This window comes from Comamonas sp. A7-5 (assembly GCF_039581385.1).
GTDB lineage: Bacteria > Pseudomonadota > Gammaproteobacteria > Burkholderiales > Burkholderiaceae_C > Comamonas > Comamonas thiooxydans.
On the sequence record NZ_JBCPWO010000003.1, the window covers coordinates 407,644 to 429,489 of the forward strand.

Here is a 21,846-nt window from a genome sequence, read left to right on the forward strand (position 1 = left end):
TACCGATGATTCAAAAGCACAAGCAGCTATCAAAATACATCAGCCAATGCCGCGCACGATGTTAATGGCTTCATCAACGCGCTCCACGGCATGGATGGTCAGGCCGCTGATGGGTTTCTTTGGGGCATTGGCCTTGGGAACCACGGCGATAGTGAATCCCAACTTTGCTGCTTCCTTGAGACGCTCCTGACCCCGAGGGGCGGGGCGCACCTCGCCGGCCAGACCGACCTCGCCAAACGCGATAAAGCCCTTGGGCAGTGACTTGCCACGCAGGCTGGAAGTGATTGCTAACATCACAGCCAGGTCTGCTGCAGGCTCATTGATGCGCACGCCGCCCACTGCATTGACGAAGACATCCTGGTCGGCGCAGGCCACGCCCGCATGGCGGTTGAGCACGGCCAGCAGCATGGCCAGCCGGTCGCGGTCCAGGCCGACGGAGAGGCGGCGCGCGGCCGGGCCGCCCTGGTCCACCAGGGCCTGGATTTCCACCAGCATGGGGCGCGTGCCCTCCAGTGTCACCAGCACGCAGCTGCCGGGCACGGGCTCGCTGTGCTGGCTCAGGAAGATGGCGCTGGGGTTGGTCACGCCCTTGAGGCCTTTTTCTGTCATCGCGAAGACGCCGATCTCGTTGACGGCGCCAAAGCGGTTCTTGATGGCGCGCACCAGGCGGAAGTTGCTGTGCGTGTCGCCTTCGAAATAGAGCACCGTGTCCACCATGTGCTCGAGCACGCGCGGGCCGGCCAGCGCGCCGTCCTTGGTCACATGGCCCACCAAAATGATGGTGATGCCCGTGGTCTTGGCCGCGCGCGTCAGATGGGCCGCGCACTCGCGCACCTGGGCCACGGAGCCCGGTGCCGAGGAAAGCTGGTCCGAATACACGGTCTGAATCGAGTCGATGACCACCACGGCGGGCTGGGTGGCCTCCACGGTGGCCAGGATTTTCTCGAGCTGGATCTCGGCCAGCACATTGACCTGGCTGTTGTCCAGCCCCAGCCGGCGCGAGCGCAGCGCCACCTGGGCGCCGCTTTCCTCGCCCGTCACATAGAGCGTGGGCAGACCGATACGATGCAATGCATCCATGGCCTGCAAAAGAAGTGTGGACTTACCTATTCCAGGATCTCCGCCAATCAGCACCACGCCGCCTTCGACCACGCCGCCGCCCAGCACGCGGTCCAGCTCCTCGATACCGCTGGGCGTGCGCGCCACATCCTGGGCCTCGATGGCCGACAGCGGGGTGACGGGTTGGGCATTGGCCAGACCTGCATAGCCCTGGGGCTGGCTCAGGCGGTTCTTGCCGCCCGAGGCGGAGTCGGCCACGGTCTCGACCAGGGTGTTCCAGGCGCCGCAGCCAGGGCATTTGCCCAGCCAGCGCGGGCTGGTGCCGCCACAGGCGTTGCAGGTGAAAGTGGTTTTCTCTTTGGCCATGGGCGGCAACTATACCGACTGGCATGGGCGGCAATTGCTGCTGCCCATGGGGAGCTGGCGACAAATCTCAGAGCCAGTAACCATAAAAAGCGCGTGTTTATATAACTGCTCCGCATGACAGGCCGATTTAGGCTACAATTGCGCCTATCGACACAGCGACTGCTGTTGAGAAACAAATTACCGCGCGATGGAGCAGTCTGGTAGCTCGTTGGGCTCATAACCCAAAGGTCGGAGGTTCAAATCCTTCTCGCGCAACCAAACAAAAAGCCTTCTGGAAACAGAAGGCTTTTTTCGTTTGGGCCTCAAAGCCGCTTGCCCTCTCCAAGAGACGGCAAGCTAGGGCCGGACCGATGGCGAAGCCGGTATCCCCCTTCCGGTTGATACCGGAGAGGGGGAAGCGGCAAAGCCGCTTCAGAGGCAGATCATGGATACAGGCCGCGCGCCTCGCGGGCATGGAGAATGCGCTTGCAGGCTACGATGAAGGTGGCGGTGCGCAGTGTCACCTTGTGCTCCTGGGCCACGGCCCAGACGCCGGCAAAGGCTTCCTGCATGATGCGCACCAGACGGGCGTTGATTTCGTCTTCGGTCCAGAAGAAGCTGGAGAAGTCCTGCACCCACTCGAAGTAGCTCACGGTCACGCCGCCGGCATTCGCAATCACGTCGGGCAGAACCAGCACGCCTTTTTCGCTGAGGATGTCGTCGGCCTCAGGAGTGGTGGGGCCGTTGGCACCTTCGATCACGAGCTTGGCCTTGATCTGGCCGGCGTTTTCCTCGGTGATCTGGCCTTCCAGTGCCGCCGGGATCAGGATGTCGCAATCCACGCCCCAGAAGGCGGCTGCATCCATGGCCTCGCCACCGGCAAAGCCACCCACGCCGCCGGTATTGCCCACATGCTCCAGCAATGCCGTCACATCCAGACCATTGGCGTTCTGAATGGTGCCTGTATGGTCTTGCACGGCCACGACCTTGGCACCGGCATCGGCAAACAGCTTGCCCGCAGTGCCGCCCACATTGCCGAAGCCCTGCACGGCCACGCGTGCGCCCTGCACATTCAGGCCGGTGAGCTTGGCTGCTTCCACGCCCACGGTGAACACGCCGCGGCCCGTGGCCTCGACGCGACCCAGCGAACCGCCCAGATCCACGGGCTTGCCCGTGACCACGCCGGTGGCCGTGGCGCCCGTGTTCATGGAGTAGGTGTCCATCATCCAGGCCATGACCTGGCCGTTGGTGTTCACGTCAGGTGCCGGAATGTCCTTGGTGGGGCCGATCAGCAGACCGATTTCGCTGGTATAGCGGCGTGTCAGGCGCTCCAGCTCGGCCTTGGACAGCTTTCGCGGGTCGACACGGATGCCGCCCTTGGCGCCACCGTAGGGCACGTTCACGGCGGCATTCTTGATGCTCATCCAGGCCGACAGTGCCATCACTTCAGACAGCGTCACATCCTGGTGGAAGCGCACACCGCCCTTGCCGGGACCGCGGCTCAGGTTGTGCTGCACGCGGTAGCCCTCGAAGTGGGCGATACGGCCGTCGTCCATCTCGATGGGGACATCGACGATCAGGATGCGCTTGGGGCGCTTGAGCGTTTCCACCCAGCGGGCCAGCGAGCCCAGGTAGGGGGTGACACGGTCGACCTGTTGCAGATAAATGCCCCAGGGACCGAGATGATCGGAGTTGAGGTAGGAGGGCAGAGCATGCGCTGTGGACAGCGCTGAAGAGTCTTTGGCTTGCATGATGTAGGCCTGGTTGACTGAGTGGAGCAAGGTCGTTGTAAGCCCTTGCTGTCCGGGATTCACAGTGTGCGCGCGCCGAATTTTCCTGTCCAAGGCTTCTTGTTTGAGATGCTATGCATTTTGTGCATAACCATTCGAAAGCCGCTCTGGATGTGGGCCAAGCACTGAATTGCTGACATGGAGACTGGAAATTTGCCATCATTGCCGTCATGTCTGAAAACAATGATTGCAAAAGCGGCTGGTGCGGCCCGGCACCGTTTGCCAATACCCCGCCCATAGGTCTGGCTCCCGAGTTGCAGACGCAGGACGAGGTGCTGCCCGACTGGAAGACGCTGTGGCCCGATTTGCCCGAGGACAGCTATGCCACGGCCGATGCGCTGTGGTGGTCGCGCAAATTGGGCACGGCTCAGGCCCAGGGCGCCGACGTGGCAGCGCTGATGCGCGATGCCGCCGATGCCCGTGCCGTGCAAAGCGCGCTGGCGCGCAGCTGGAACTGGTGGCCTGCCGATCGCGCGCCGCGCTACTGGAAGTCCGGCGGCCCCGGCCGCGATGCCGCGCTGCTGCATGTGCCGCTGCCCGAGGACGGCATTCGCCAGGGATTGAACCCGGTGCCCGCGCCCGCCACCGTCTTCAATCTGCGCTGTGCCGAGGCCGAGATCGCCCTGCGCATAGGCCAGGATGTGAGCGCCGAGCAGGCCGCAGCCCTCGATTACGACAGCGCGCTGGCGCTGGTGGATGCCGTCTGCGTGGCCGTGGAATGGGTGGATGTGCGCTGGCGCGACGGCCTCAAGGCCCCGGCCCTGGCCTTGCTGGCCGACGGCCAATGCCATGGCGGACTGGCGCTGGGCGAGTGGCAGAGCGCTTCCGTCATTGCCGGCCGCGACTGGGCCCGGCAGCTGTGCACGGTGACCGTGAATGGCGATCAGCCGCAGCGCTTTACCGGAACGCACAGCCTGGGCGACCCGGCCTGGCTGCTCGTGGACTGGCTGCAGCATGTGGCGCGCGAATACGGCAGCGTGCCTGCCGGTACCGTGGTGACGACCGGGACCTGGTGCGGCTGCATGCCGCTGCAGGCTGGCGATCGCTTCGAGATGGAGTTCGAAGGTCTGGGCGGACTGGGCTGGCAGTTCTGATCCGTCTTGGGAGTCTTCAAAAACAAGAGCTTCTAGCGCTTTTTGATGAATGATTTCAGATATCTTTCAATCTGAAAATCATTAAACATAAATGCTAAAAAGCTCTTTTTATGAGAGCAACGCGCGGACACAGGTGGCTGTCCGCGTCACCGGACCTTGATGTGATCCAGCGCCGGTGCCCCGGGCGGATACTTGAGCTCCAGATTGCCCAGCACCTCGCGCAACACCGTGGCTACCATCAGATTGCGGTGGGTCTTGGAGTCGGCGGGCACGATGGTCCAGGGTGCCCAGGGTGTGTGCGTGGCGCCCAGCAGCTGGCCGTAGGCCTGCTGATAGTCGTCCCACTGGGCGCGTACCTTGAGGTCGTTCTCGTCGAACTTCCAGTGCTTGCAGGGGTCGTCCAGCCGCTGCTGCAGCCGCTCGCGCTGTTCGTCCTTGCTGATGTGCAGCATGAACTTGACGATCACCGTGCCGGTCTCGCTGAGCATGCGCTCGAAGTCGTTGATCTGCGCATAGCGCTGGGTCTGCTGCTCGGACGTGAGCCAGCCGTTGACCACAGGCACCAGCACATCCTCATACTGGCTGCGGTTGAAGAGCACGATCTCGCCCGCACCTGGCAACTGCTGGTGAATGCGCCACAGATAGTCATGCGCCTTCTCGGTTTCGGTGGGCGCCTTCCAGCCCACGGTGCGCACGCCCAGCGGCGACATGCGACCGAAGACCGCGCGCAGCGTGCCGTCCTTGCCTGCGGCATCCATGCCCTGCAGGATGACCAGCAGCTTGAAACGCCGGTCGGCATAGAAAATATTCTGCAGCCCGTCCAGAGCCTCGGCCAGCTGGTTCACGCTGTCCTTGTCATATTGCTTGCCCTTGTCGGAGGAGAAGGGCTTGGCGGACGGGTCGAACTTCTGCAACTCCACTGCGGGCCGAGGGTGTCCGGTGGTCGAACGACTGTCCCGTGGCTGGCCCGGTTGCCAGGGCTGCCATAGCTTGCGCAGCGCCTTGTCCTTGGTCTCGAAAGGATAGACCTGGGCCGCGGCGGGCGCTTTTGCCGTGGGCGCAGCGGTCCGGCTCACGGTTTTGGCGGCAGGCTTTTTGCGCGGCACAGGCCGGGAGGGCGATGGCCTGGCTGCCTTGGAGGCCTGTACCGATTCACTGGTCGGAAACGGCAGGCGCTTGCGTGCCGGCTGGCGCTCTGGTTCGGCGGTCGCAGCAGGCGATGTGGCGGGGGCGGCTTTGGCGGGCTGACGGGGCATGTATTGAAACTCCTGTGCAGTGCAAATTGATTCGCTATGGAATGACTAGCGGCTGGCGCTTTTACATTCTGCTCCTTACGCATTTTTGTCTTCAAGACCAGATGTTGAAGGCCAGTCCATGGAGCTCAGCGCTCGCGCAGCAGTTGCACAAAGCGCCTGGCCGCCAGACCCTGGGCCCGCTCCTTGGACCAGACCCAGTCCACGAACAAGGTCGTGCCGTTGCTGATGTTGAGCACGGGAATTTCCATCAGCGCACCGCTGCCGATATGCGACTCCACCAGGCCCTTGGGCAGCCAGCCCCAGGCCAGGCCTGCACTTATCAGCGAAAGCGCTGCCTGGTGGCTGTCCGTGCGCCAGAGCTGTCGCGCAAACACAAAGCGCGGATCTGTCTGCTGCGGGTCGCGGCTGGCCACCAGTACCTGACGCGTGGCAGCCAGTTGCTCCACCGTGAGCTGTGGCCGTGTGGTGCGGCCCTGCTCATGCTCGGCCAGCGCCTGCTGCCAGAGTTCGAACTGCGGCGACATCACGGCTACCAGCGTCTCGCGGCCCATTTCCTGGAAACCCTCGCGCCCGTCAATGGCGGGCCGCTCGAACACCAGGGCCAGATGGGCGCGGCCCGCATGCAAAAGCTCCAGCGCATCTGCCTGGGGAGCTGCCAGCACCTCAATGGGCAGCGCAGGAAACTCGCGCACCAGCCGGTTCAGCGGTTCGCTCCAGTGCGTGGCCAGCAGTTCGGGGGCGATGGCCAGCGTCAGCCTTTCCTCCAGCCCGGCATGCAGCGCCTGAGCCTGCCAGTTCAGCAACTGCAACTGCTCGGCCAGCAGGCGCGCCTGCGGCTCGAGCGCGCGGGCGGCGGCGCTGGGCACGGGCTCGCGTCCGCTGCGGTCAAACAGCTGCAGGTCCAGCTCTGCCTCCAGCTGGGCAATGGCCATGCTGACGGCCGAGGGCACACGCCCCAGCTTGCGTGCAGCCGCTGAGAAAGAGCCGGCATCGAGCACGGCAAGAAACAGCGGAACCTGGTCGGCGCTAAAGGGCATGGTGTCGATCTGTCAGAAAAATTGAAAGGAACTGACTTTTATCTTCAATTTATAGAACATACACTGCAGCCCATGTCTCAACAAGCCTCAGCGATGGCATCCGCTTCTTCCTCTGCCGTTTCTCTCAAAAATACCGCCGCTTTTGCCACCCCCGCCAAGGCCAAGGGCCTTCAAGGTCCCAAACGTCGCATCCTCTATGTGGGTCTGTACGAAATCATTGCCATCATCGTCTCCAGCCTGATCTTCATGGCCATCGGCCAGAAGGCCAGCGATTCCGGCGTCATGGCCGTGGCTGCCTCGGTGATCGCGATCTGCTGGAATCTGAGCTTCAACCACCTGTTCGAAAAATGGGAATCGCGCCAGAGCGTCAAGGGCCGCTCCCTGATGCGCCGCGTGGTGCACGCCATCGGTTTCGAAGGCGGTATCGCCGCCATGCTGATCCCGCTGATGGCCTGGTGGTTCGGCATCTCGCTGTGGGAAGCTGCAGTGATGGAAGCCGGCCTGCTGGTGTTCTTCATGGTCTACACCTTTGCCTTCAACTGGGCCTTTGACCGCATCTTCGGCTTGCCGGCTTCGGCCCAGGCCGTGGCTGCATGACCTGAGTCAGATATGTCTCTGGCGCTTTTCCATAAAGCGTGAATAGCTATGAAAAAAGGCGTGTTCCTGTTTGACAGGAACACGCCTTTTTTGTGGGCGCAAGCTGCGATCAGCGAACGATGCTGATCATGGCCTGCAGCACAAAGGCGTTGATGATGTCGATGAAGAAGGCTCCGACCAGAGGCACGATCAGAAAGGCCTTGTGCGACGGGCCGTACTGGTTGGTGATGGCCTGCATATTGGCAACGGCCGTGGGTGTGGCGCCCATGCCGAAACCGCAGTGGCCGGCAGCCAGCACGGCGGCGTCATAGTTCTTGCCCATGATGCGGAAGGTCACAAATGCCGCATACAGCGTCATGACGATGGCTTGTGCGGCCAAGATGACCATCAACGGGCCGGCCAGGTCGGTCAACTCCCACAGCTTGAGCGACAGCAGGGCAATAGCCAGATAGATGGATAGCGCGGCATTGCCGAAGACATCGATGGCGCGGTCAAACACCTTGAAGCCGAACATATAGTCCAGCACGTTGCGGATGACCACACCGCCCCCCAGCGCCCAGACAAAGGTAGGCAGCTGGATGGTCGTGCCCTTGGTCAGGCCGGTCATGAATTCGGCAAAGGCCAGGCAGCCAGCGAAGAGGGCCAGTGTTTCCACTGCAGCATCAGCCGTGATCAGGCGCGGGGCCTTGTTGGGTGACTCGAAGTTGGCGACCTCGCTGCCTTCGCTCACCGTGGGAGCATCGGCGCGCAGTTGCTCGGACTCGGTCAGCGGCTGGGCCAGCTGATGGCGCGTGATCAGCCGCTTGGCCAGCGGTCCACCCAGCAGGCCGCCGATGACCAAGCCGAAAGTGGCGCAGGCAATGCCCAGGGTGGTGGCTCCCGTGAGACCGTATTGGTTTTCCAGCACCGAGCCCCAGGCTCCGGCCGTTCCGTGGCCGCCTACCAGTGTGATGGAGCCTGCGACCAGGCCGATCAACGGGTCCAGTCCCAGCACGGTGGCCAGGCTTACGCCCACGATGTTCTGCATCATGATGAAGACGGCAATCACGCCCAGGAAGATGAACAGCGCAGAGCCGCCCTCACGCAGCTTGGCGAAGTTCGCACTCAGGCCGATGGACGAGAAGAACACCAGCATGAAAGCCGACTGCAGACTGCCCTCGAAGCTCAGCGCCAGTCCCGTGGTCTGATGCAGCATGAAGATGATGGCCGCCACGACCAGGCCGCCGGAGACAGGCTCGGGAATATTGAAGTCGCGCAGAAAGCGGATATGTCTTGTCATGAGCTTGCCAAGCATGAGCACAAGCACGGCCATGATGAGGGTGTAGTACGCGCCGAAGGTCACGTTCATAGGATCTCCTGGGTGTTCCATGCGAGGGCTGAATGGCCTGCCTGGTCATGGCTGGCAATCGGCTGTGCACGGCTGAGCACATGGACCAGACATTTGCTGTCGATGGTGCCAAAGACTCAAAGATAGGGGCTGTAGGTGCTTGTCCACTCATGGCAGGCGGCCCCGTCGGTGCCGGGCTGCCTGAGAGCAGGAAAGCGATGTGCGCCATTCCTTGCGGATGCGCACCATGCCGGGAATATGCTTGAAATGAGATGGTTGCATTCGTGTTTTGCGAAATTACCTTTTGCCCTGCTCCTGTTTTTGGGGTGTGGAAAGTCGAATCTGCTATAGCCGTTCGCAAAGAGCTATCCTGCACAGCCGCGGGGCAAAGCGCCTTGAAGCCCCGATTGCCCGCCCTCGCCGTAGAATGACGGGCTTCACCCCGAGGAGCGCTGCAGCCGGTCATCCCAGAGATGTTTGACCCGTCAGGCTCGGGGTCGCAGATCCGGTCGACGATCTGCTGGCACTCACAACGGCGCTCACCTGTTTTCGATTCTGTTTCTGGTTTTCACACAGGTGAGCTGATGTCCGCTGCTACCCCTTCCACTGCCATTCCTCCCATGCGCCTGTCGGGCCTGGAGCCCGTCTTCATCGGCGATGAGACGCTGTTCGTCAACGTGGGCGAGCGCACCAACGTCACCGGCTCCAAGGCCTTTGCGCGCCTGATCCTCAACGAGCAGTACGAAGAGGCTCTGGCCGTGGCGCGCCAGCAGGTGGAAAACGGCGCCCAGGTGATCGATGTGAACATGGACGAGGCCATGCTGGACAGCAAGGCCGCCATGGTGCGCTTTCTGAACCTGATTGCCTCCGAGCCCGATATCGCCAAGGTGCCGGTGATGGTGGACAGCTCCAAGTGGGACGTGATCGAGGCCGGTCTGCGCTGCCTGCAGGGCAAGGGCATCGTCAACTCGATCTCCATGAAGGAGGGCGTCGAGGAGTTCAAGAAGCACGCCAAGCTGGTCAAGCGCTATGGCGCTGCCGCCGTGGTGATGGCGTTTGACGAAAAAGGCCAGGCCGACACCTTTGCGCGCAAGATCGAGATCTGCGAACGAGCCTACCGCATTCTGGTTGACGAAGTGGGCTTCCCGCCCGAGGACATCATCTTCGACCCCAACATCTTTGCCGTGGCCACCGGCATCGAAGAGCACAACAACTACGGCGTCGATTTCATCGAGGCCGTACGCTGGATCAAGCAGAACCTGCCCGGTGCCAAGGTCTCGGGCGGCGTCTCCAATGTCTCGTTCTCGTTCCGTGGCAACGACCCCGTGCGCGAAGCCATCCACACGGTGTTCCTCTATCACGCGATCGGGGCAGGCATGGACATGGGCATCGTCAATGCCGGCATGGTCGGTGTGTATGACGACCTGGAACCCCAGCTGCGCGAACGCGTGGAGGATGTGGTGCTCAACCGCCGCCCCGATGCGGCCGAGCGCCTGCTGGAGATCGCCGACAGCGCCAAGGGCGCGGCCAAGGACGACAGCAAGAAGCTCGAGTGGCGCGGCACGCCCGAGGCACCGAAGACCGTGGGCGAGCGTCTGTCGCACGCCTTGGTGCACGGCATCACCGACTTCATCACTGAAGACACCGAAGAGGCCTACCAGCAGATCGTGGTGCAGGGCGGCGGTCGCCCGCTGCACGTGATCGAGGGCCCGCTGATGGATGGCATGAATATCGTCGGCGACCTGTTCGGCGCCGGCAAGATGTTCCTGCCCCAGGTGGTCAAGTCCGCGCGCGTGATGAAGCAGGCCGTGGCCCACCTGGTGCCCTATATCGAGGAAGAGAAGCGCCAGCAGGAAGCGGCGGGCCTGGACGTGACCAGCAAGGGCAAGATCGTCATCGCCACCGTCAAGGGCGATGTGCACGACATCGGCAAGAACATCGTCACCGTGGTCCTGCAGTGCAACAACTTCGAAGTCATCAACATGGGCGTGATGGTGCCCTGCCACGAGATCCTGGCGCGTGCCAAGGCCGAGGGCGCGGACATCATCGGTCTGTCGGGACTGATCACTCCCAGCCTCGAAGAGATGCAGTATGTGGCCGGCGAGATGGACAAGGACGACTACTTCCGCATCAAGAAGATTCCGCTGCTGATCGGCGGCGCGACCTGCTCGCGCGTGCATACGGCCGTGAAGATTGCCCCCAAGTACGACGGCCCTGTGGTCTATGTGCCCGATGCCTCGCGCTCGGTCAGCGTGGCGCAGAGCCTGCTGGGCGACGGCAAGCAGGCCTATCTGGACGAGCTGAGCGCCGACTACGACAAGGTACGCACCCAGCATGCCAACAAGAAGAAGACGCCGCTGTGGACGCTGGAGCAGGCCAGAGCCAATGCCGCCGTGGTGGGCCATGCGCCTGTGGTGCCGCGCACCCTGGGCCGCCGCGTGTTCAAGAACTTCGACCTGGCTGAAATTGCCCAGTACATCGACTGGGGCCCGTTCTTCCAGACCTGGGATCTGGCGGGTCCCTACCCGGCCATCCTCGACGATGAGGTCGTGGGCGTGGAGGCGCGCAAGGTGTTGGCCGATGCCAAGCTCATGCTGCAGAAGATCATTGACGGCCGCTGGCTGCAGGCCAATGGCGTGATGGGCCTGTTTCCCGCCAACCGCATGGGCGACGACATCGTGTTCTACACCGACGAGTCGCGCAGCCAGGTGCTGACCACCTGGTACGGCATGCGCCAGCAGACCGAAAAGCAGGCCGTGGACGGCCCGGATGGCCGGCCCGTGATGCGCCCCAGCCGCTGCCTGGCCGATTTTGTGGCCGCCAAGGAGTCGGGCATTGCCGACTATGCCGGCCTGTTTGCCGTGACCGCCGGCATCGGCGCCGAGAAGAAGGACAAGGAATTCGAAGCCGCGCTGGACGACTACAGCGGCATCATGTTCAAGGCCCTGGCCGACCGTCTGGCCGAAGCCTTTGCCGAGTGCCTGCACCAGCGCGTGCGCAAGGATCTGTGGGGCTATGCCGAAGACGAGAACCTGAGCAACGAGGAGCTCATCAAGGAAGCCTACAAGGGCATTCGCCCCGCGCCCGGCTACCCTGCCTGCCCCGATCACACGGCCAAGATCGACCTGTTCAAGGCGCTGCAGGCCGATGAGATCGGCATGACGCTGACCGAGAGCCTGGCCATGAACCCGGCATCCAGCGTGAGCGGCTTCTACATCGGCAACCCCGAGGCCAGCTACTTCAACGTGGGCCAGATCGGCGAAGACCAGCTCGCCGACATGGCCCAGCGACGTGGCATGGATGTCGAGGAACTGCGCCGCTATCTGGCGCCGAATCTGGGCTGAACCAGCTTCGAGATCGTACTTCGCAAATGAAAAAAGCCAGGGTCACCCCTGGCTTTTTGGTTTGGAGAGCGTTGCTCAGAGGCGTTGCTTGAGCACGGGGGCGAGCGTGGCACGCAATCGGCCGCCGGGCTCCTCGGTCTCGGTCGCACGGATTTCCAGCGAGCGTTCCACCATGCCTATATGTTCCAGCAGCAGCGCCTTGGCTCCCTCGGTGTCGCCGCGTTCCAGGGCGGCCACGATGCGTTCGTGCTCGGCGCAGGACTGGCTGGCGCTGTGCGTGGATTGGTAGAGCGTGGCAGCCAGGGTGGTGCGTGCCGTCAGATCGCGCAGCGTGTCGGCCAGCAGCCTGTGGCCCATCTGCTCGGCCAGGCAGACATGGAAATCCGCAAGCAGGAAGGCACGCGTGGCGCTGTCCGCTCCGGCGATGGCTTTCTGCTCCTGGGCGATATGGCGGCGCAGTCTGGTGATGACGCGCTGCAGCGGCTTGCCGGCTTCCTGCAATATGCCGGTCTCGATGATCCGACGTGCAGAGAATGCATCCATGGCCTCGGCAGCCGAGGGCTGGACCACGTACCAGCCCCTGCGGGCCTGGACCTGGACGAAGCCGCGAGCCTGCAGTTGCATCAGCGCTTCGCGCACCACGGTGCGGCTGACGTCGAAATTGTTGGCAAGCTCCTGCTCTCCCAGCCGCTCCCCGGGTGCCAGTTTCTGGGCCAGGATGGCTTCGACGACGCGTTCCGCGATGTGCTGTGGAGAGGCAGGAGTCATTGCTTGGTTCAGTGGCTGGAGTGAGGGATGGGGACTACGACAGGCGGCACGATAGCAGATGCATGGTCTTCTTCTTCGGTCAGTGGCTCGGCCTTGCCGTCAAGTACCGCATGGGCACGTTCGCGGTCGATGTCTCCCTCCCAGGCAGCAATCGCCACGGTGGCCACGCAGTTGCCGATCAGATTGCCCAGAGCGCGTGCAATGCCCATGAACCAGTCCACCGACAGCACCAGCACCAGGCCGATCGCAGGGATGGCGGGGATGGCATGCAGGGTGGCTGCCAGCACCACGATGGCCGAGCCCGGGACGCCGTGTGCGCCCTTGGAGGTCACCAGCGCGATGGCCAGAATGGTCAGCAGGTCGGACATGCTGATCGGGGTGTTGGTGGCCTGGGCGATGAAGACCGCAGCCAGTGTGATGTAGATGGAAAACGCGTCCAGGTTGAACGAGTAGCCGGTGGGAATCACCAGGCCCACGGTGGAGTCGCGCACACCCATATTGCGCAGCTTGGCCATGATCTGGGGCAGCACGCTGTCGGAGGAGGTGGTCGCGAAGACGATGGTCAGCTCCTCGCGCAGATAGCGCAGCAGCTTGATCAGGCTGAAGCCTGACAGGCGCATCACCAGACCCAGCACCACGAACACGAAGATCAGCACCGAGACGTAGAACAGCGCCACCAGCATGCCCAGCTGCTTGAGCGAGCCTATGCCGTACTGGCCCACGGTGAAGGCGATAGCGCCCAGCACGCCCAGAGGTGCCAGCTTGATGATGATGCCCATGACCTTGAACAGAGCCATGGACAAGGCGTCCACCAGCGCGGAGACGGGCTTGCCGCGCTCACCCAGCATGGTCAGCGCGCAGCCGAACAGCACGGCGAACAGCAGCACCTGCAGCACGTCGCCTTTGGCGAAGGCTTCCACCACGGTGCTGGGAATGAGCTTCATGAGAAAGTCCACCGTGCCGCCGCTGGTCAGCTTGTCGGCATTGCTGGCATAGGCCGCCATGGCCGAGGCGTCGAGCTTGCTGGTGTCCACGTTCATGCCCACGCCGGGCTCGAAGACAAAGGCAAGCACCAGGCCCATACCCAGGGCGATGGTGGTCAGAACCTCGAAATAGATCAGGGCCTTGACGCCCACGCGGCCTACGCGCTTGAGGTCGCCTGCACCGGCAATGCCGTGCACGACAACGCAGAACACCAGTATGGGGATGATCATCTTGATGAGCTTGATGAAGCCATCGCCCAGGGGTTTGAGTTTCACGGCCCATTCAGGGGCCAGTAGTCCGGCGAGCACACCCAGTATGAGTGCGATCACCACCTGTCCGAACAGTGATCTGACAAAGCGGCGCATAGTCGTCTTTCGCAAGTTGTGGAATCTTGTATGCAAGTTGTCTGCAACTTGCATACAAGAATGTAGGCAAGCGAAAGGCGTGCCAGCAGAGGGTATTCCTGCAGATTTGTGTAAATTAGGGGAGGATCAGCCCTGACTTTCACGTATGAAATAAAAGGGCGTTCCGCCTTGGTGCGAGAGGAGGCGCCAGTGTGCACGCGCGTGGTGCGCGGGCTTTGGACATGCCCAAAGCCAGGGCATGGCGCTTACAGCAGCGGGCTCAGGGCGCCCAGCAGGTTGTCCCAGATGCGCTTCCACCAGGGAGCCGAATGCACCTGTGCCAGCGTCACCACATCGGAATCGCGGAGATAGCTTTGCTGGCGCTGACGGATGGCCTCGGTAATGGCTTCGTCGTGCAGCAATACATTGTTTTCGAAGTTCAGGTCAAAGCTGCGCAGATCCAGATTTGTGGAGCCGATCAGGCTGACCGATCCGTCCAGGCACAGGGTCTTGGCATGCAGCAGGCCAGGGCGGAATTCGTGGATGTGGACGCCGGCGCTCAGCAGCCGCCAGTAATGGCTGCGGCTGACGGCACCGACTATCCATGAGTCATTGCGGGCGGGCAGGATCAGTGTGACCTGCACCTGGCGCAGCGCGGCGGCGCACAAGGCATCTAGCACCGTGCTGTCGGGCACGAAGTAGGGGGTGGAGATCACGACCTCGCGCTGCGCACAGGCCAGCAGGCTGGCAACCAGCTGGGGTGTAGAGCGTGCTCTTTCCGTCGGCCCTTCGGCAATCGCAACGGCATGGAAGCCGTCGTCAGCGGCAGCGCCGGCCTCGATTGTCGGTGGTGCAAGGCTCGCATCGGACTGCGCCCAGTCGCTGGCAAAAGCCTGCTGCATCTGCATGACCACCGGACCCTGCAGGCGCAGCATGATGTCCACCCAGGGGGCATAGCGAGCCTTGATGCGAAAGCCTTCGTCGGCGCAGTTCTGGCTGCCGCAATAGTTGATCCTGCCGTCTATGAGCGTGATCTTGCGGTGGTTGCGCAGGTCGATGCGGCTGGTCAGCATGACTTTGAGCAGATTGCTGATGGGAAGGGCAATCGCCAAATGCACGCCGGCCTGACGCATCTGCTGCCACAGTGGCGAGTGCGTCAGTGCGCGCGAGCCCAGCCCGTCGACCATGGCCCGGCAGGTCACGCCGCGTTGCGCGGCACGCATCAGGGCATGGGCCACATCGGTGCCGGTGCTGTCGTCCAGCCAGATGTAGTACAGCACATTGATCTCGTGGCGCGCGGCATCCATGTCGGCCAGCATCTGCGCACGGGCATGCGCGCCATCGCGCATGAGCTCGGCCCTGTGGCCGGGCAGCGGTACAAAGCCGTTGATGGACGAGGCATAGCGGAAGGCCGGCAGCCATTGATCGGGAATGGCGGGCCGTGCCTGCGGCATGGGGCCGGGAGCGGACGCAAGGGCGCTCTCCTGGGTCTGGCAGAACTCGCGCACATTGAGCCTTCTGCGGCCTGGTACACGGCCCAGGGCCACTTCCCCAAACAGGTAGTACAGCAGGCAGCTCACATAGGGCAGCAGCACGATGACCATGAGCCAGGCCAGCCGCACATCGGGCCGCATGTCTCTGCGCAGCAGAATGCGCAGGCCGAAGCCGGCAATCAGCAATACATGAAGAGTCAGCAGCAGCCAGGTCATGAATCAGTGCAGCAACGATGGACCTTGTCGAGCATAACGGGCTCAGGCCTGAGCACAAGCTGCCCGTCGTGGTTCTCATGAAACAGGCGCAAAGGCCTTGATGGGTCAACGCATGCTGCTATCCATCATGAAGCATCGACAGATCGACATGGCACTGGCATGGAACCTGCTTCCTTTTTTGTCAAAGCAAACAAGCAGGGGGGGAGTGCATGGAAATGGTGCCATTGACTGCCATCGACAAGGCAGATACCGGTTGGGTCATGGTCGCGTCGGCGCAGGTCTTGCTGATGACCTTGCCGGGCATTGCCCTGTTCTATGCGGGGCTGGTGCGGCGCAAGAATGTGGTCAACACCATGGTGGCCGTGTTTGCGGTGGCCTGCGTGGTGACCCTGACCTGGTTCGGCCTGGGCTACTCGCTCGCGTTCACCGCCGAGTCTGCCTGGCTTGGCAATCTGGGACGAGCCTGGTTTGCCTCGCTGCACTTCGATGGCCGGCGCAGCGTAATCTCGGTCAGCCATCTGGCACCGCATCTGCCCGAGGCGGCCTATGCCCTGTTCCAGGCCGCATTCGCCATCATCACCACCTCGCTGATCGTGGGGGCCGTGGTAGAGCGCATGCGCTTTGCGGCCCTGCTGGTGTTTGCCGCGCTGTGGAGCGTGGTGGTCTATGCGCCGGTGGCCCACTGGGTGTGGGAGAGCGGGGGCTGGCTGAACCAGCTCGGCGCACTGGACTTTGCCGGCGGTGCCGTGGTGCATGTGAATGCGGGCGTGGCGGCACTGGTCTGTGCCTTCATGATGGGGCGCAGGCGCGGCTACGGAACCGAGCCATTCGAGCCGCACAGCCTGGGCTGGACGGCCATGGGCACGGCGCTGCTGCTGTTCGGCTGGTTCGGCTTCAACGCGGGATCGGCCCTGTCTGCCGACGGGCGTGCAGCGCTGGCCTTTGTGGTCACTCTCGTGGCGGCTGCGGCCGCCGGGCTGGCATGGATGGTGGTGGAGTGGCTGGTTCGCGGTGCTCCGACCTTGCTGGGCCTGCTCTCAGGCATGGTGGGCGGACTGGTGGCCATCACACCGGCTGCGGGCTTTGTGCAGGTGGGCAGTGCGGTGTGGATAGGCCTGATTGCGGGCGCCGTCTGCTTCTGGGGCGCAACCTGGCTCAAGCGCCGTCTCGGGGCCGATGACTCGCTCGATGTCTTCGGCGTGCATGGCGTGGGCGGCATTGCGGGCTCCATCCTCACGGCGGTGTTTGCCGACCCCCTGATTGCGGGCACAGGCGCCACGGTGATGAACCAGTTGATTGCCGTGGCCGCGGTGGCTGCCTACAGCGGCGCAGCCACGGCCGGGGTGCTGGTGCTGATCCGTCTGCTGATGCCTTTGCGTGTGGATGCCGTGCAGGAAATGGAGGGCCTGGATATCAGTCTGCATCTGGAGCGTCAGCACTAGTGATCCATCAAAGACAGGAGCGGTGTATGGAGGACAGCGAGCGAGTGGCGGTGGCCGCACATCTGCATGTGGTGCTGCGGCGCAAGACGGGCCGGGTGACCGATACCGAATGGATGGCCTGTAACCAGGCCTATGCACAGGCCATGGTGGCTTTTGCGCTGGAGCATGCACGAGAGCAACAGGACGAGGAGCTGGCGCGCCTAGCCCGGCGTCTGCAGGACAGCTGGAGCGGCGACAAGCCCCGGCATGCAGCGCCTGCCGAGACTGCGCAGAGCGACAGCTCCGTCACCGCCAAGGCCGCCGAGATACTGCGCACCTCGGCACGCTATATCGGCGGGCTGCGCTGAGGCACAAGCAGGTCCTGAGGCTGGGACGGCCCCGGCGCTCAGGCCGATGCCGGCTACGAGCCTGGCCTATGGTTTTTTCAGCTCGGCGATATAGGCTTCGCGAGCCTTGACGCCAGCAGCAGTGAAATCGGTGAATACGCCATCAATGCCCAGGCGGTAGTAAGCGAGGTATTCCTGAGCAGGGTCACCCTTGAAGATGCCAGCCAGGCGGCTGGCCTCGCTGCGGAAGGTAAAGCTGTGCACCACCAGCCCTGCCTTGTGCGCGTTGGCGATCAGGCCGGTGTCCTTGAGCGTGTTGACGTCCTTGAGGCCTGCGCCGTCCTTGTAGGGAACGACGGAATGGGCCAGCACCTGGGGTTTCCAGGGGCCGATGCCGTCGGCATAGGTCTTGATCTCGGCCAGGCCTGCCGGCGTCTGCATGACCGCGAAGCTGCGCGCATCGCCGGCCAGAGTCCAGCTATAGGGGCGGCCGCTGATGAAGGTCCATTCGTCGGCGGTGATATAGCCTACGGAGCCGTCCCTGAAGTTGTAGTCGTTGCCATCGATCAGCTGCACCCCTTTGGCCCGCATGCCCGCCTTGCGCAGATACTTCAGGCTGTCAGGGTCGAAGCTCTGGATGTAGATGGGCGCATCCTTGGTGTTGAGCCGGTTTTTTTCCAGCAGCGCCATCACGGCATCTTCGAACGGATGCTCGCCCGTGCCGCAGCTGTTGGCGATGGCCTGCTGGTTGTTCCAGTAAGGGTTCTTGGTCTCGGCGTAGACGGCAATCGTGCGGCCTGCCGCCTTGCCCTTGGCCACGGCGATATCGATCACATCCTGTGCGCTGATCAGTGGCAGCTTGCCGTTCCATTCCGTGGGGCGATCGGCACGGTTGTCCAGTATGGTGCCGCCCAGCAGCGTGCGCAGCTCATGCAGGGTGAAGTCCGAGATGGACCAGTCGCCGGTGTGGTCCTCGCCATCGACGACCAGGGCCTGAAGCACGGATTTCTGGTTGTTGGGATCGATACGGTCGCTCAGATAGCGGGCCGGCCCGTTGTCGGGTGTCGCGGGGTATTTCACATCGACCCATACCCCAGGCGTGTTGCGCTTGCGGCCCGCCACATAGGCATTGATCTTGGCGACCTCGGCGATATTGGTGCTGTCGCTCAGCCAGGCGTTGTGGCGTGCAACCAGCTGGCAGTCGCGGCTCAGGTGCATGTCCAGCTCGATCATGTCGGCGCCCGCATCAATGGCTTTTTCATAGGCCATCTGGGTCTGCTCGGGGTACAGACCCGAGTAGCCGCGGTGGGCGATGACCTGGGGCTGCTTGCCGTCCAGCGTCAGAAACTGCGGCGCAGGCGCTGGTGTCGGGCCATCTCCGCCGCCACAGGCGCTCAGGGCAAGGGCGGCAAGCAAGGTCAGAGCAAAGACGGGGTGGCGGATATGGGACATGGTTTCAGGCATGGATGGAGATCGCCTCATGCTTGCGGTTGTTGATGACGGTTGTGTGACCGTTCCCTCAGAGCATTTCACGCTCCGAAGCACAGGGCTGCCGGGGCGGCAGCCTTGTGCGGGGTGCGGCAGTTACAGTCCCAGCTTCCTGGCGACGTAATCGGCATCCTTGTCGCCGCGACCCGAGAGGTTGACCAGAATATGCTGGTCCTTGCCGAGCCCCGGCGCTTCGCGCATGGCCCAGGCCACGGCGTGCGCACTTTCCAGCGCCGGGATGATGCCCTCGACACGCGACAGCGTCATGAAGGCATTCAGGCATTCCTTGTCGTCCACGGACTGGTAGTCCACGCGGCCTATATCCTTGAGATAGCTGTGCTGCGGGCCCACGCCGGGGTAGTCCAGGCCCGACGCAATGCTGTGCACGGCGGCCGGCGTGCCGTCGGCGTTCTCCAGCACATAGCACTTCATGCCGTGAATCTCGCCGGGCTTGCCAACCGACAGCGTGGCGGCATGGCGACCGGGCTTGTCCACGCCCTCACCGGCAGGTTCCACGCCCACCAGATGCACGGATTCGTCACCCAGGAAGGCCGTGAAGATGCCCATGGCATTGCTGCCTCCGCCCACGCAGGCGGCGACATGGTCGGGCAGCTTGCCGTGCCGGGTCTGGAACTGTTCGCGTGCCTCACGACCGACGATGGACTGGAAGTCCCGCACCATCATGGGAAAGGGGTGGGGGCCGACCACCGAGCCGATGGCGTAAATGGTGTTGAGGGGGTCCTGCAGATAGACCTCGAAGGCGCTGTCCACGGCTTCCTTCAGCGTGGCCGCGCCACGCGTGACTGGCACCAGATTGCAGCCCAGGATGCGCATCTTTGTGACGTTGGGGTGCTCCTTCTCGATATCCACCTGGCCCATGTGAATCTCGCAGGGAATGCCCACCAGCGCGCAGGCCGTGGCCAGGGCCACGCCATGCTGGCCGGCACCGGTCTCGGCAATGACTTTTTTCTTGCCCATGAACTTGGCCAGCAGTGCCTCGCCCAGGCAGTGGTTGATCTTGTGAGCCCCCGTGTGATTCAGATCCTCACGCTTGAGATGGATCTGCGCGCCGCCCAACTGATCGGACAGGCGCCTGGCGTGAAAGATGGGGCTGGGCCGGCCCACATAGTCGGCAAACAGCGCGGCCAGCTCGTCCTGGAAGTCCTGGCGTTTGACGATCTCCTCGTAGGCCGCGGCAATCTCGTCCATGCATCGCTTGAGCTCTGGCGGCACGAGCTGGCCGCCGTAGGGGCCGAAGAAGCCTTGCGCATCGGGCATGGCCTGGGGGTTCTGGGTCATGGCTTGTCTCCTTGGTGTGTGGTGCAGCAAAGCTGCATTCATAGCACACGGCGGGCTCAAGTCGCTTGCAGGCAAGTCCGGATGGAATCAGTACAGAAATGAACGCAGCCCTCAAGATGAAAGCGCTGACAGCTATTGTTTTGATATTGGCAGGCAACCTGCCCCTGCTCTGAAACACAATAGCGACATGAAAGCCAGCTCAGCCCGCGATATTGTCTTTGCCCATGCCCTGGAAACCGCAGCTCCGCACGAGGCGCTGCCCACGACCGAGCGTTGCACGGCCATCACGCAGGAGTGCCTGCACGCCCAGGGCAAGGCCAAGGGCGGCGGCCGTGCAGCGTTCGAGAGTTTTCTGCAGGAGCGGGCACAACGCGTGATTGCTGCAGCGCAGCTGCCTGCCGACATACGCGCCGTGGCCCGGCAGCACGCCGGTATTTCACGCTGGTTGGTGCTGGCCGTGATGACAGCGGCATTTGCGCTGGGCTTTGCGGGTCATGCGATCACGGACCCGCATCGTGTGGATCTGCTCTCCGCCTCCCTGATCGGCATCGTGCTGTGGAACTTGCTGGTCTATGTGCTGTTGCTGCTGTCCTGGCTGCGCAGTCTTGTTCGGCGCAGGCAAACAGTGATTGCACCGCTGGAGCCTGAGCCAGGTCAGGGCGCTGCGGCACAGCGGCCCGTGGCTGCGCCCGGTGGCTGGCTGCAAAAGCTGCAGACGAAAAGGTGGAGTGTTTCGCGCGGCACGGGGCTGCGCAAGATGGCGCTGAACTTCGAGCGCAACTGGTGGCAGGTCAACCAGAGACCGCGCCGTGCGCAATGGCTTGTGTGTCTGCATCTGGGTGCGGCAATGCTGGCACTGGGTGCGCTGGCATCGCTATGGCTCACCGGCCTTACCAAGGCTTATCAAGTGGGGTGGGAGAGCACTTTCCTCTCGCCGTCTGCCGTGCAGACCTGTCTGAACATGCTGTTTGCGCCGGTGCAGCATCTGCTGGGCCAAGCACCGTGGAGTCTGGCGCAGATCCAGGCACTGCAGGGCTGGTCGGCCGGTGATGCCGCAGAGGCGGGGCCGCGCTGGGTGCAGCTCTACAGCTGGTTGCTGGGATTGATGGTGGTGGCACCGCGTCTGCTGCTGGCGCTGTGGCAAGGTGCCAGGGTCTGGTGGTTGAGCCAGCATCTGGCATTGCCGCTGCAGCAGCCCTATTTCCAGAAGCTGCAGCGTGACTGGGCGGGGCGTGCAACGGCGCTGCTGGTGCAGCCCTACAGCCTGGACATCACGCCCGAGCGCGAAGCCGCCCTGCGCAGCCATGTGGCGCAGAGCTACGGCGCTGGTGCGCAGCTTGCGTTGCTGCCCGTGCTGGCCTATGGCTCGCCCTTGCCGGACGTTTCGGCTGTTGACGCACAGCAGGTGCTGCTGCTCAATCTGGCCGCTACGCCCGAGGCGGAAATCCATGGCGTGCTGCTGGCGCAGGTATTGAACCGCTGGGGTGCGCATACCGATGTGTGGCTATGGGCGGCGGACTTTCGTGCGCGCAACAGCGGTGCCCCGGCGCGAGTGCAGGAGCGCGAGCAGCTGTGGCGGGAATTTGTGCGCGGCGCGGGTCTGAACGCGACCCTGGTGCCCGGCGCAGGAGTGTGAT

16 protein-coding genes, 1 tRNA gene and 1 riboswitch are annotated in these 21,846 nt (G+C 63.2%); of the genes, 7 read left to right on the forward strand and 10 right to left on the reverse strand.

Annotation, left to right across the window (positions count from 1 at the left end):
* Nucleotides 1-39 precede the first annotated feature (39 nt).
* Nucleotides 40-1,425: a DNA repair protein RadA gene (gene radA, locus AAIL67_RS07385; protein WP_034389918.1), complete on the reverse strand. Its 1,386-nt coding sequence runs from the start codon at nucleotides 1,423-1,425 to the stop codon at nucleotides 40-42.
* Nucleotides 1,426-1,606: 181 nt separating this feature from the next.
* On the opposite strand from radA, the gene AAIL67_RS07390 reads away from it, so the two are divergent.
* Nucleotides 1,607-1,683, forward strand: a tRNA-Met gene (locus AAIL67_RS07390).
* Nucleotides 1,684-1,847: 164 nt separating this feature from the next.
* Here the strand turns inward: AAIL67_RS07390 and AAIL67_RS07395 are convergent.
* A complete protein-coding gene (locus tag AAIL67_RS07395) occupies nucleotides 1,848-3,155 on the reverse strand; it encodes a Glu/Leu/Phe/Val dehydrogenase (protein ID WP_034351570.1) in 1,308 nt (435 codons plus the stop codon).
* A gap of 209 nt (nucleotides 3,156-3,364) precedes the next feature.
* Between AAIL67_RS07395 and AAIL67_RS07400 the strand changes: the two genes are divergently transcribed.
* The gene (locus tag AAIL67_RS07400; RefSeq protein ID WP_343483686.1) at nucleotides 3,365-4,288 is read left to right on the forward strand and encodes a fumarylacetoacetate hydrolase family protein; all 924 of its coding nucleotides are present in this window, start codon (nucleotides 3,365-3,367) and stop codon (nucleotides 4,286-4,288) included.
* A gap of 146 nt (nucleotides 4,289-4,434) precedes the next feature.
* On the opposite strand, the gene AAIL67_RS07405 is transcribed toward AAIL67_RS07400, so the two are convergent.
* A complete protein-coding gene (locus AAIL67_RS07405; protein WP_343483687.1) occupies nucleotides 4,435-5,544 on the reverse strand; it encodes a PPK2 family polyphosphate kinase in 1,110 nt (369 codons plus the stop codon).
* A gap of 125 nt (nucleotides 5,545-5,669) precedes the next feature.
* Entirely contained in the window at nucleotides 5,670-6,581 is a 912-nt protein-coding gene (locus AAIL67_RS07410; protein WP_034351314.1) for a LysR family transcriptional regulator, read from the reverse strand.
* 93 nt (nucleotides 6,582-6,674) lie between these two features.
* Between AAIL67_RS07410 and AAIL67_RS07415 the strand changes: the two genes are divergently transcribed.
* A complete protein-coding gene (locus AAIL67_RS07415) occupies nucleotides 6,675-7,178 on the forward strand; it encodes a PACE efflux transporter (protein ID WP_003069587.1) in 504 nt (167 codons plus the stop codon).
* A gap of 109 nt (nucleotides 7,179-7,287) precedes the next feature.
* Here the strand turns inward: AAIL67_RS07415 and gltS are convergent, their stop codons facing one another.
* A complete protein-coding gene (gene gltS / locus AAIL67_RS07420) occupies nucleotides 7,288-8,526 on the reverse strand; it encodes a sodium/glutamate symporter (RefSeq protein ID WP_343483688.1) in 1,239 nt (412 codons plus the stop codon).
* A 417-nt stretch (nucleotides 8,527-8,943) separates the two neighbouring features.
* Nucleotides 8,944-9,053: riboswitch (S-adenosyl-L-homocysteine riboswitch) on the forward strand.
* 36 nt (nucleotides 9,054-9,089) lie between these two features.
* On the opposite strand from gltS, the gene metH reads away from it, so the two are divergent.
* Nucleotides 9,090-11,849 (forward strand): methionine synthase, encoded by a 2,760-nt coding sequence (gene metH, locus AAIL67_RS07425; protein ID WP_343483689.1) that lies wholly within the window; start codon nucleotides 9,090-9,092, stop codon nucleotides 11,847-11,849.
* A 75-nt stretch (nucleotides 11,850-11,924) separates the two neighbouring features.
* Here metH and AAIL67_RS07430 read toward each other — a convergent pair whose 3' ends face one another.
* From AAIL67_RS07430 to cls, 3 genes are all read right to left on the reverse strand, one after another.
* On the reverse strand, nucleotides 11,925-12,617 hold the full coding sequence (locus AAIL67_RS07430; protein ID WP_034351319.1) for a GntR family transcriptional regulator: 693 nt from the start codon (nucleotides 12,615-12,617) through the stop codon (nucleotides 11,925-11,927).
* An 8-nt stretch (nucleotides 12,618-12,625) separates the two neighbouring features.
* Nucleotides 12,626-13,966, reverse strand: a complete 1,341-nt coding sequence (locus AAIL67_RS07435) for a C4-dicarboxylate transporter DctA (protein WP_063662623.1) — start codon at nucleotides 13,964-13,966, stop codon at nucleotides 12,626-12,628.
* Between the two features lie 245 nt (nucleotides 13,967-14,211).
* The gene (gene cls / locus AAIL67_RS07440) at nucleotides 14,212-15,654 is read right to left on the reverse strand and encodes a cardiolipin synthase (protein ID WP_063662624.1); all 1,443 of its coding nucleotides are present in this window, start codon (nucleotides 15,652-15,654) and stop codon (nucleotides 14,212-14,214) included.
* 209 nt (nucleotides 15,655-15,863) lie between these two features.
* Here cls and AAIL67_RS07445 point away from each other — a divergent pair, with 209 nt between their 5' ends.
* Both AAIL67_RS07445 and AAIL67_RS07450 read left to right on the forward strand, forming a co-directional pair.
* Nucleotides 15,864-17,096, forward strand: coding sequence for an ammonium transporter (locus AAIL67_RS07445; protein ID WP_039049363.1), 1,233 nt, complete (start codon nucleotides 15,864-15,866; stop codon nucleotides 17,094-17,096).
* Between the two features lie 26 nt (nucleotides 17,097-17,122).
* Nucleotides 17,123-17,443: a hypothetical protein gene (locus AAIL67_RS07450; RefSeq protein ID WP_063662626.1), complete on the forward strand. Its 321-nt coding sequence runs from the start codon at nucleotides 17,123-17,125 to the stop codon at nucleotides 17,441-17,443.
* A gap of 66 nt (nucleotides 17,444-17,509) precedes the next feature.
* Here the strand turns inward: AAIL67_RS07450 and AAIL67_RS07455 are convergent, their stop codons facing one another.
* A complete protein-coding gene (locus AAIL67_RS07455) occupies nucleotides 17,510-18,886 on the reverse strand; it encodes a glycerophosphodiester phosphodiesterase family protein (RefSeq protein ID WP_197483930.1) in 1,377 nt (458 codons plus the stop codon).
* Between the two features lie 120 nt (nucleotides 18,887-19,006).
* Nucleotides 19,007-20,209, reverse strand: a complete 1,203-nt coding sequence (trpB, locus tag AAIL67_RS07460) for a tryptophan synthase subunit beta (protein WP_063662628.1) — start codon at nucleotides 20,207-20,209, stop codon at nucleotides 19,007-19,009.
* A gap of 187 nt (nucleotides 20,210-20,396) precedes the next feature.
* Between trpB and AAIL67_RS07465 the strand changes: the two genes are divergently transcribed.
* On the forward strand, nucleotides 20,397-21,845 hold the full coding sequence (locus AAIL67_RS07465; RefSeq protein ID WP_343483690.1) for a DUF2868 domain-containing protein: 1,449 nt from the start codon (nucleotides 20,397-20,399) through the stop codon (nucleotides 21,843-21,845).
* Nucleotide 21,846 lies beyond the last annotated feature (1 nt).

Bases quoted from the DNA above. Each gene is read 5' to 3' on its own strand.
- AAIL67_RS07430 (WP_034351319.1), bottom strand. From the start codon at position 12,617: ATGACTCCTGCCTCTCCACAGCACATCGCGGAACGCGTCGTCGAAGCC.
- gltS (WP_343483688.1), bottom strand. From the start codon at position 8,526: ATGAACGTGACCTTCGGCGCGTACTACACCCTCATCATGGCCGTGCTT.
- AAIL67_RS07400 (WP_343483686.1), top strand. From the start codon at position 3,365: ATGTCTGAAAACAATGATTGCAAAAGCGGCTGGTGCGGCCCGGCACCG.
- AAIL67_RS07435 (WP_063662623.1), bottom strand. From the start codon at position 13,966: ATGCGCCGCTTTGTCAGATCACTGTTCGGACAGGTGGTGATCGCACTC.
- AAIL67_RS07465 (WP_343483690.1), top strand. From the start codon at position 20,397: ATGAAAGCCAGCTCAGCCCGCGATATTGTCTTTGCCCATGCCCTGGAA.
- AAIL67_RS07445 (WP_039049363.1), top strand. From the start codon at position 15,864: ATGGAAATGGTGCCATTGACTGCCATCGACAAGGCAGATACCGGTTGG.
- radA (WP_034389918.1), bottom strand. From the start codon at position 1,425: ATGGCCAAAGAGAAAACCACTTTCACCTGCAACGCCTGTGGCGGCACC.
- AAIL67_RS07455 (WP_197483930.1), bottom strand. From the start codon at position 18,886: ATGCCTGAAACCATGTCCCATATCCGCCACCCCGTCTTTGCTCTGACC.
- trpB (WP_063662628.1), bottom strand. From the start codon at position 20,209: ATGACCCAGAACCCCCAGGCCATGCCCGATGCGCAAGGCTTCTTCGGC.
- AAIL67_RS07415 (WP_003069587.1), top strand. From the start codon at position 6,675: ATGGCATCCGCTTCTTCCTCTGCCGTTTCTCTCAAAAATACCGCCGCT.
- AAIL67_RS07405 (WP_343483687.1), bottom strand. From the start codon at position 5,544: ATGCCCCGTCAGCCCGCCAAAGCCGCCCCCGCCACATCGCCTGCTGCG.
- cls (WP_063662624.1), bottom strand. From the start codon at position 15,654: ATGACCTGGCTGCTGCTGACTCTTCATGTATTGCTGATTGCCGGCTTC.
- metH (WP_343483689.1), top strand. From the start codon at position 9,090: ATGTCCGCTGCTACCCCTTCCACTGCCATTCCTCCCATGCGCCTGTCG.
- AAIL67_RS07395 (WP_034351570.1), bottom strand. From the start codon at position 3,155: ATGCAAGCCAAAGACTCTTCAGCGCTGTCCACAGCGCATGCTCTGCCC.
- AAIL67_RS07450 (WP_063662626.1), top strand. From the start codon at position 17,123: ATGGAGGACAGCGAGCGAGTGGCGGTGGCCGCACATCTGCATGTGGTG.
- AAIL67_RS07410 (WP_034351314.1), bottom strand. From the start codon at position 6,581: ATGCCCTTTAGCGCCGACCAGGTTCCGCTGTTTCTTGCCGTGCTCGAT.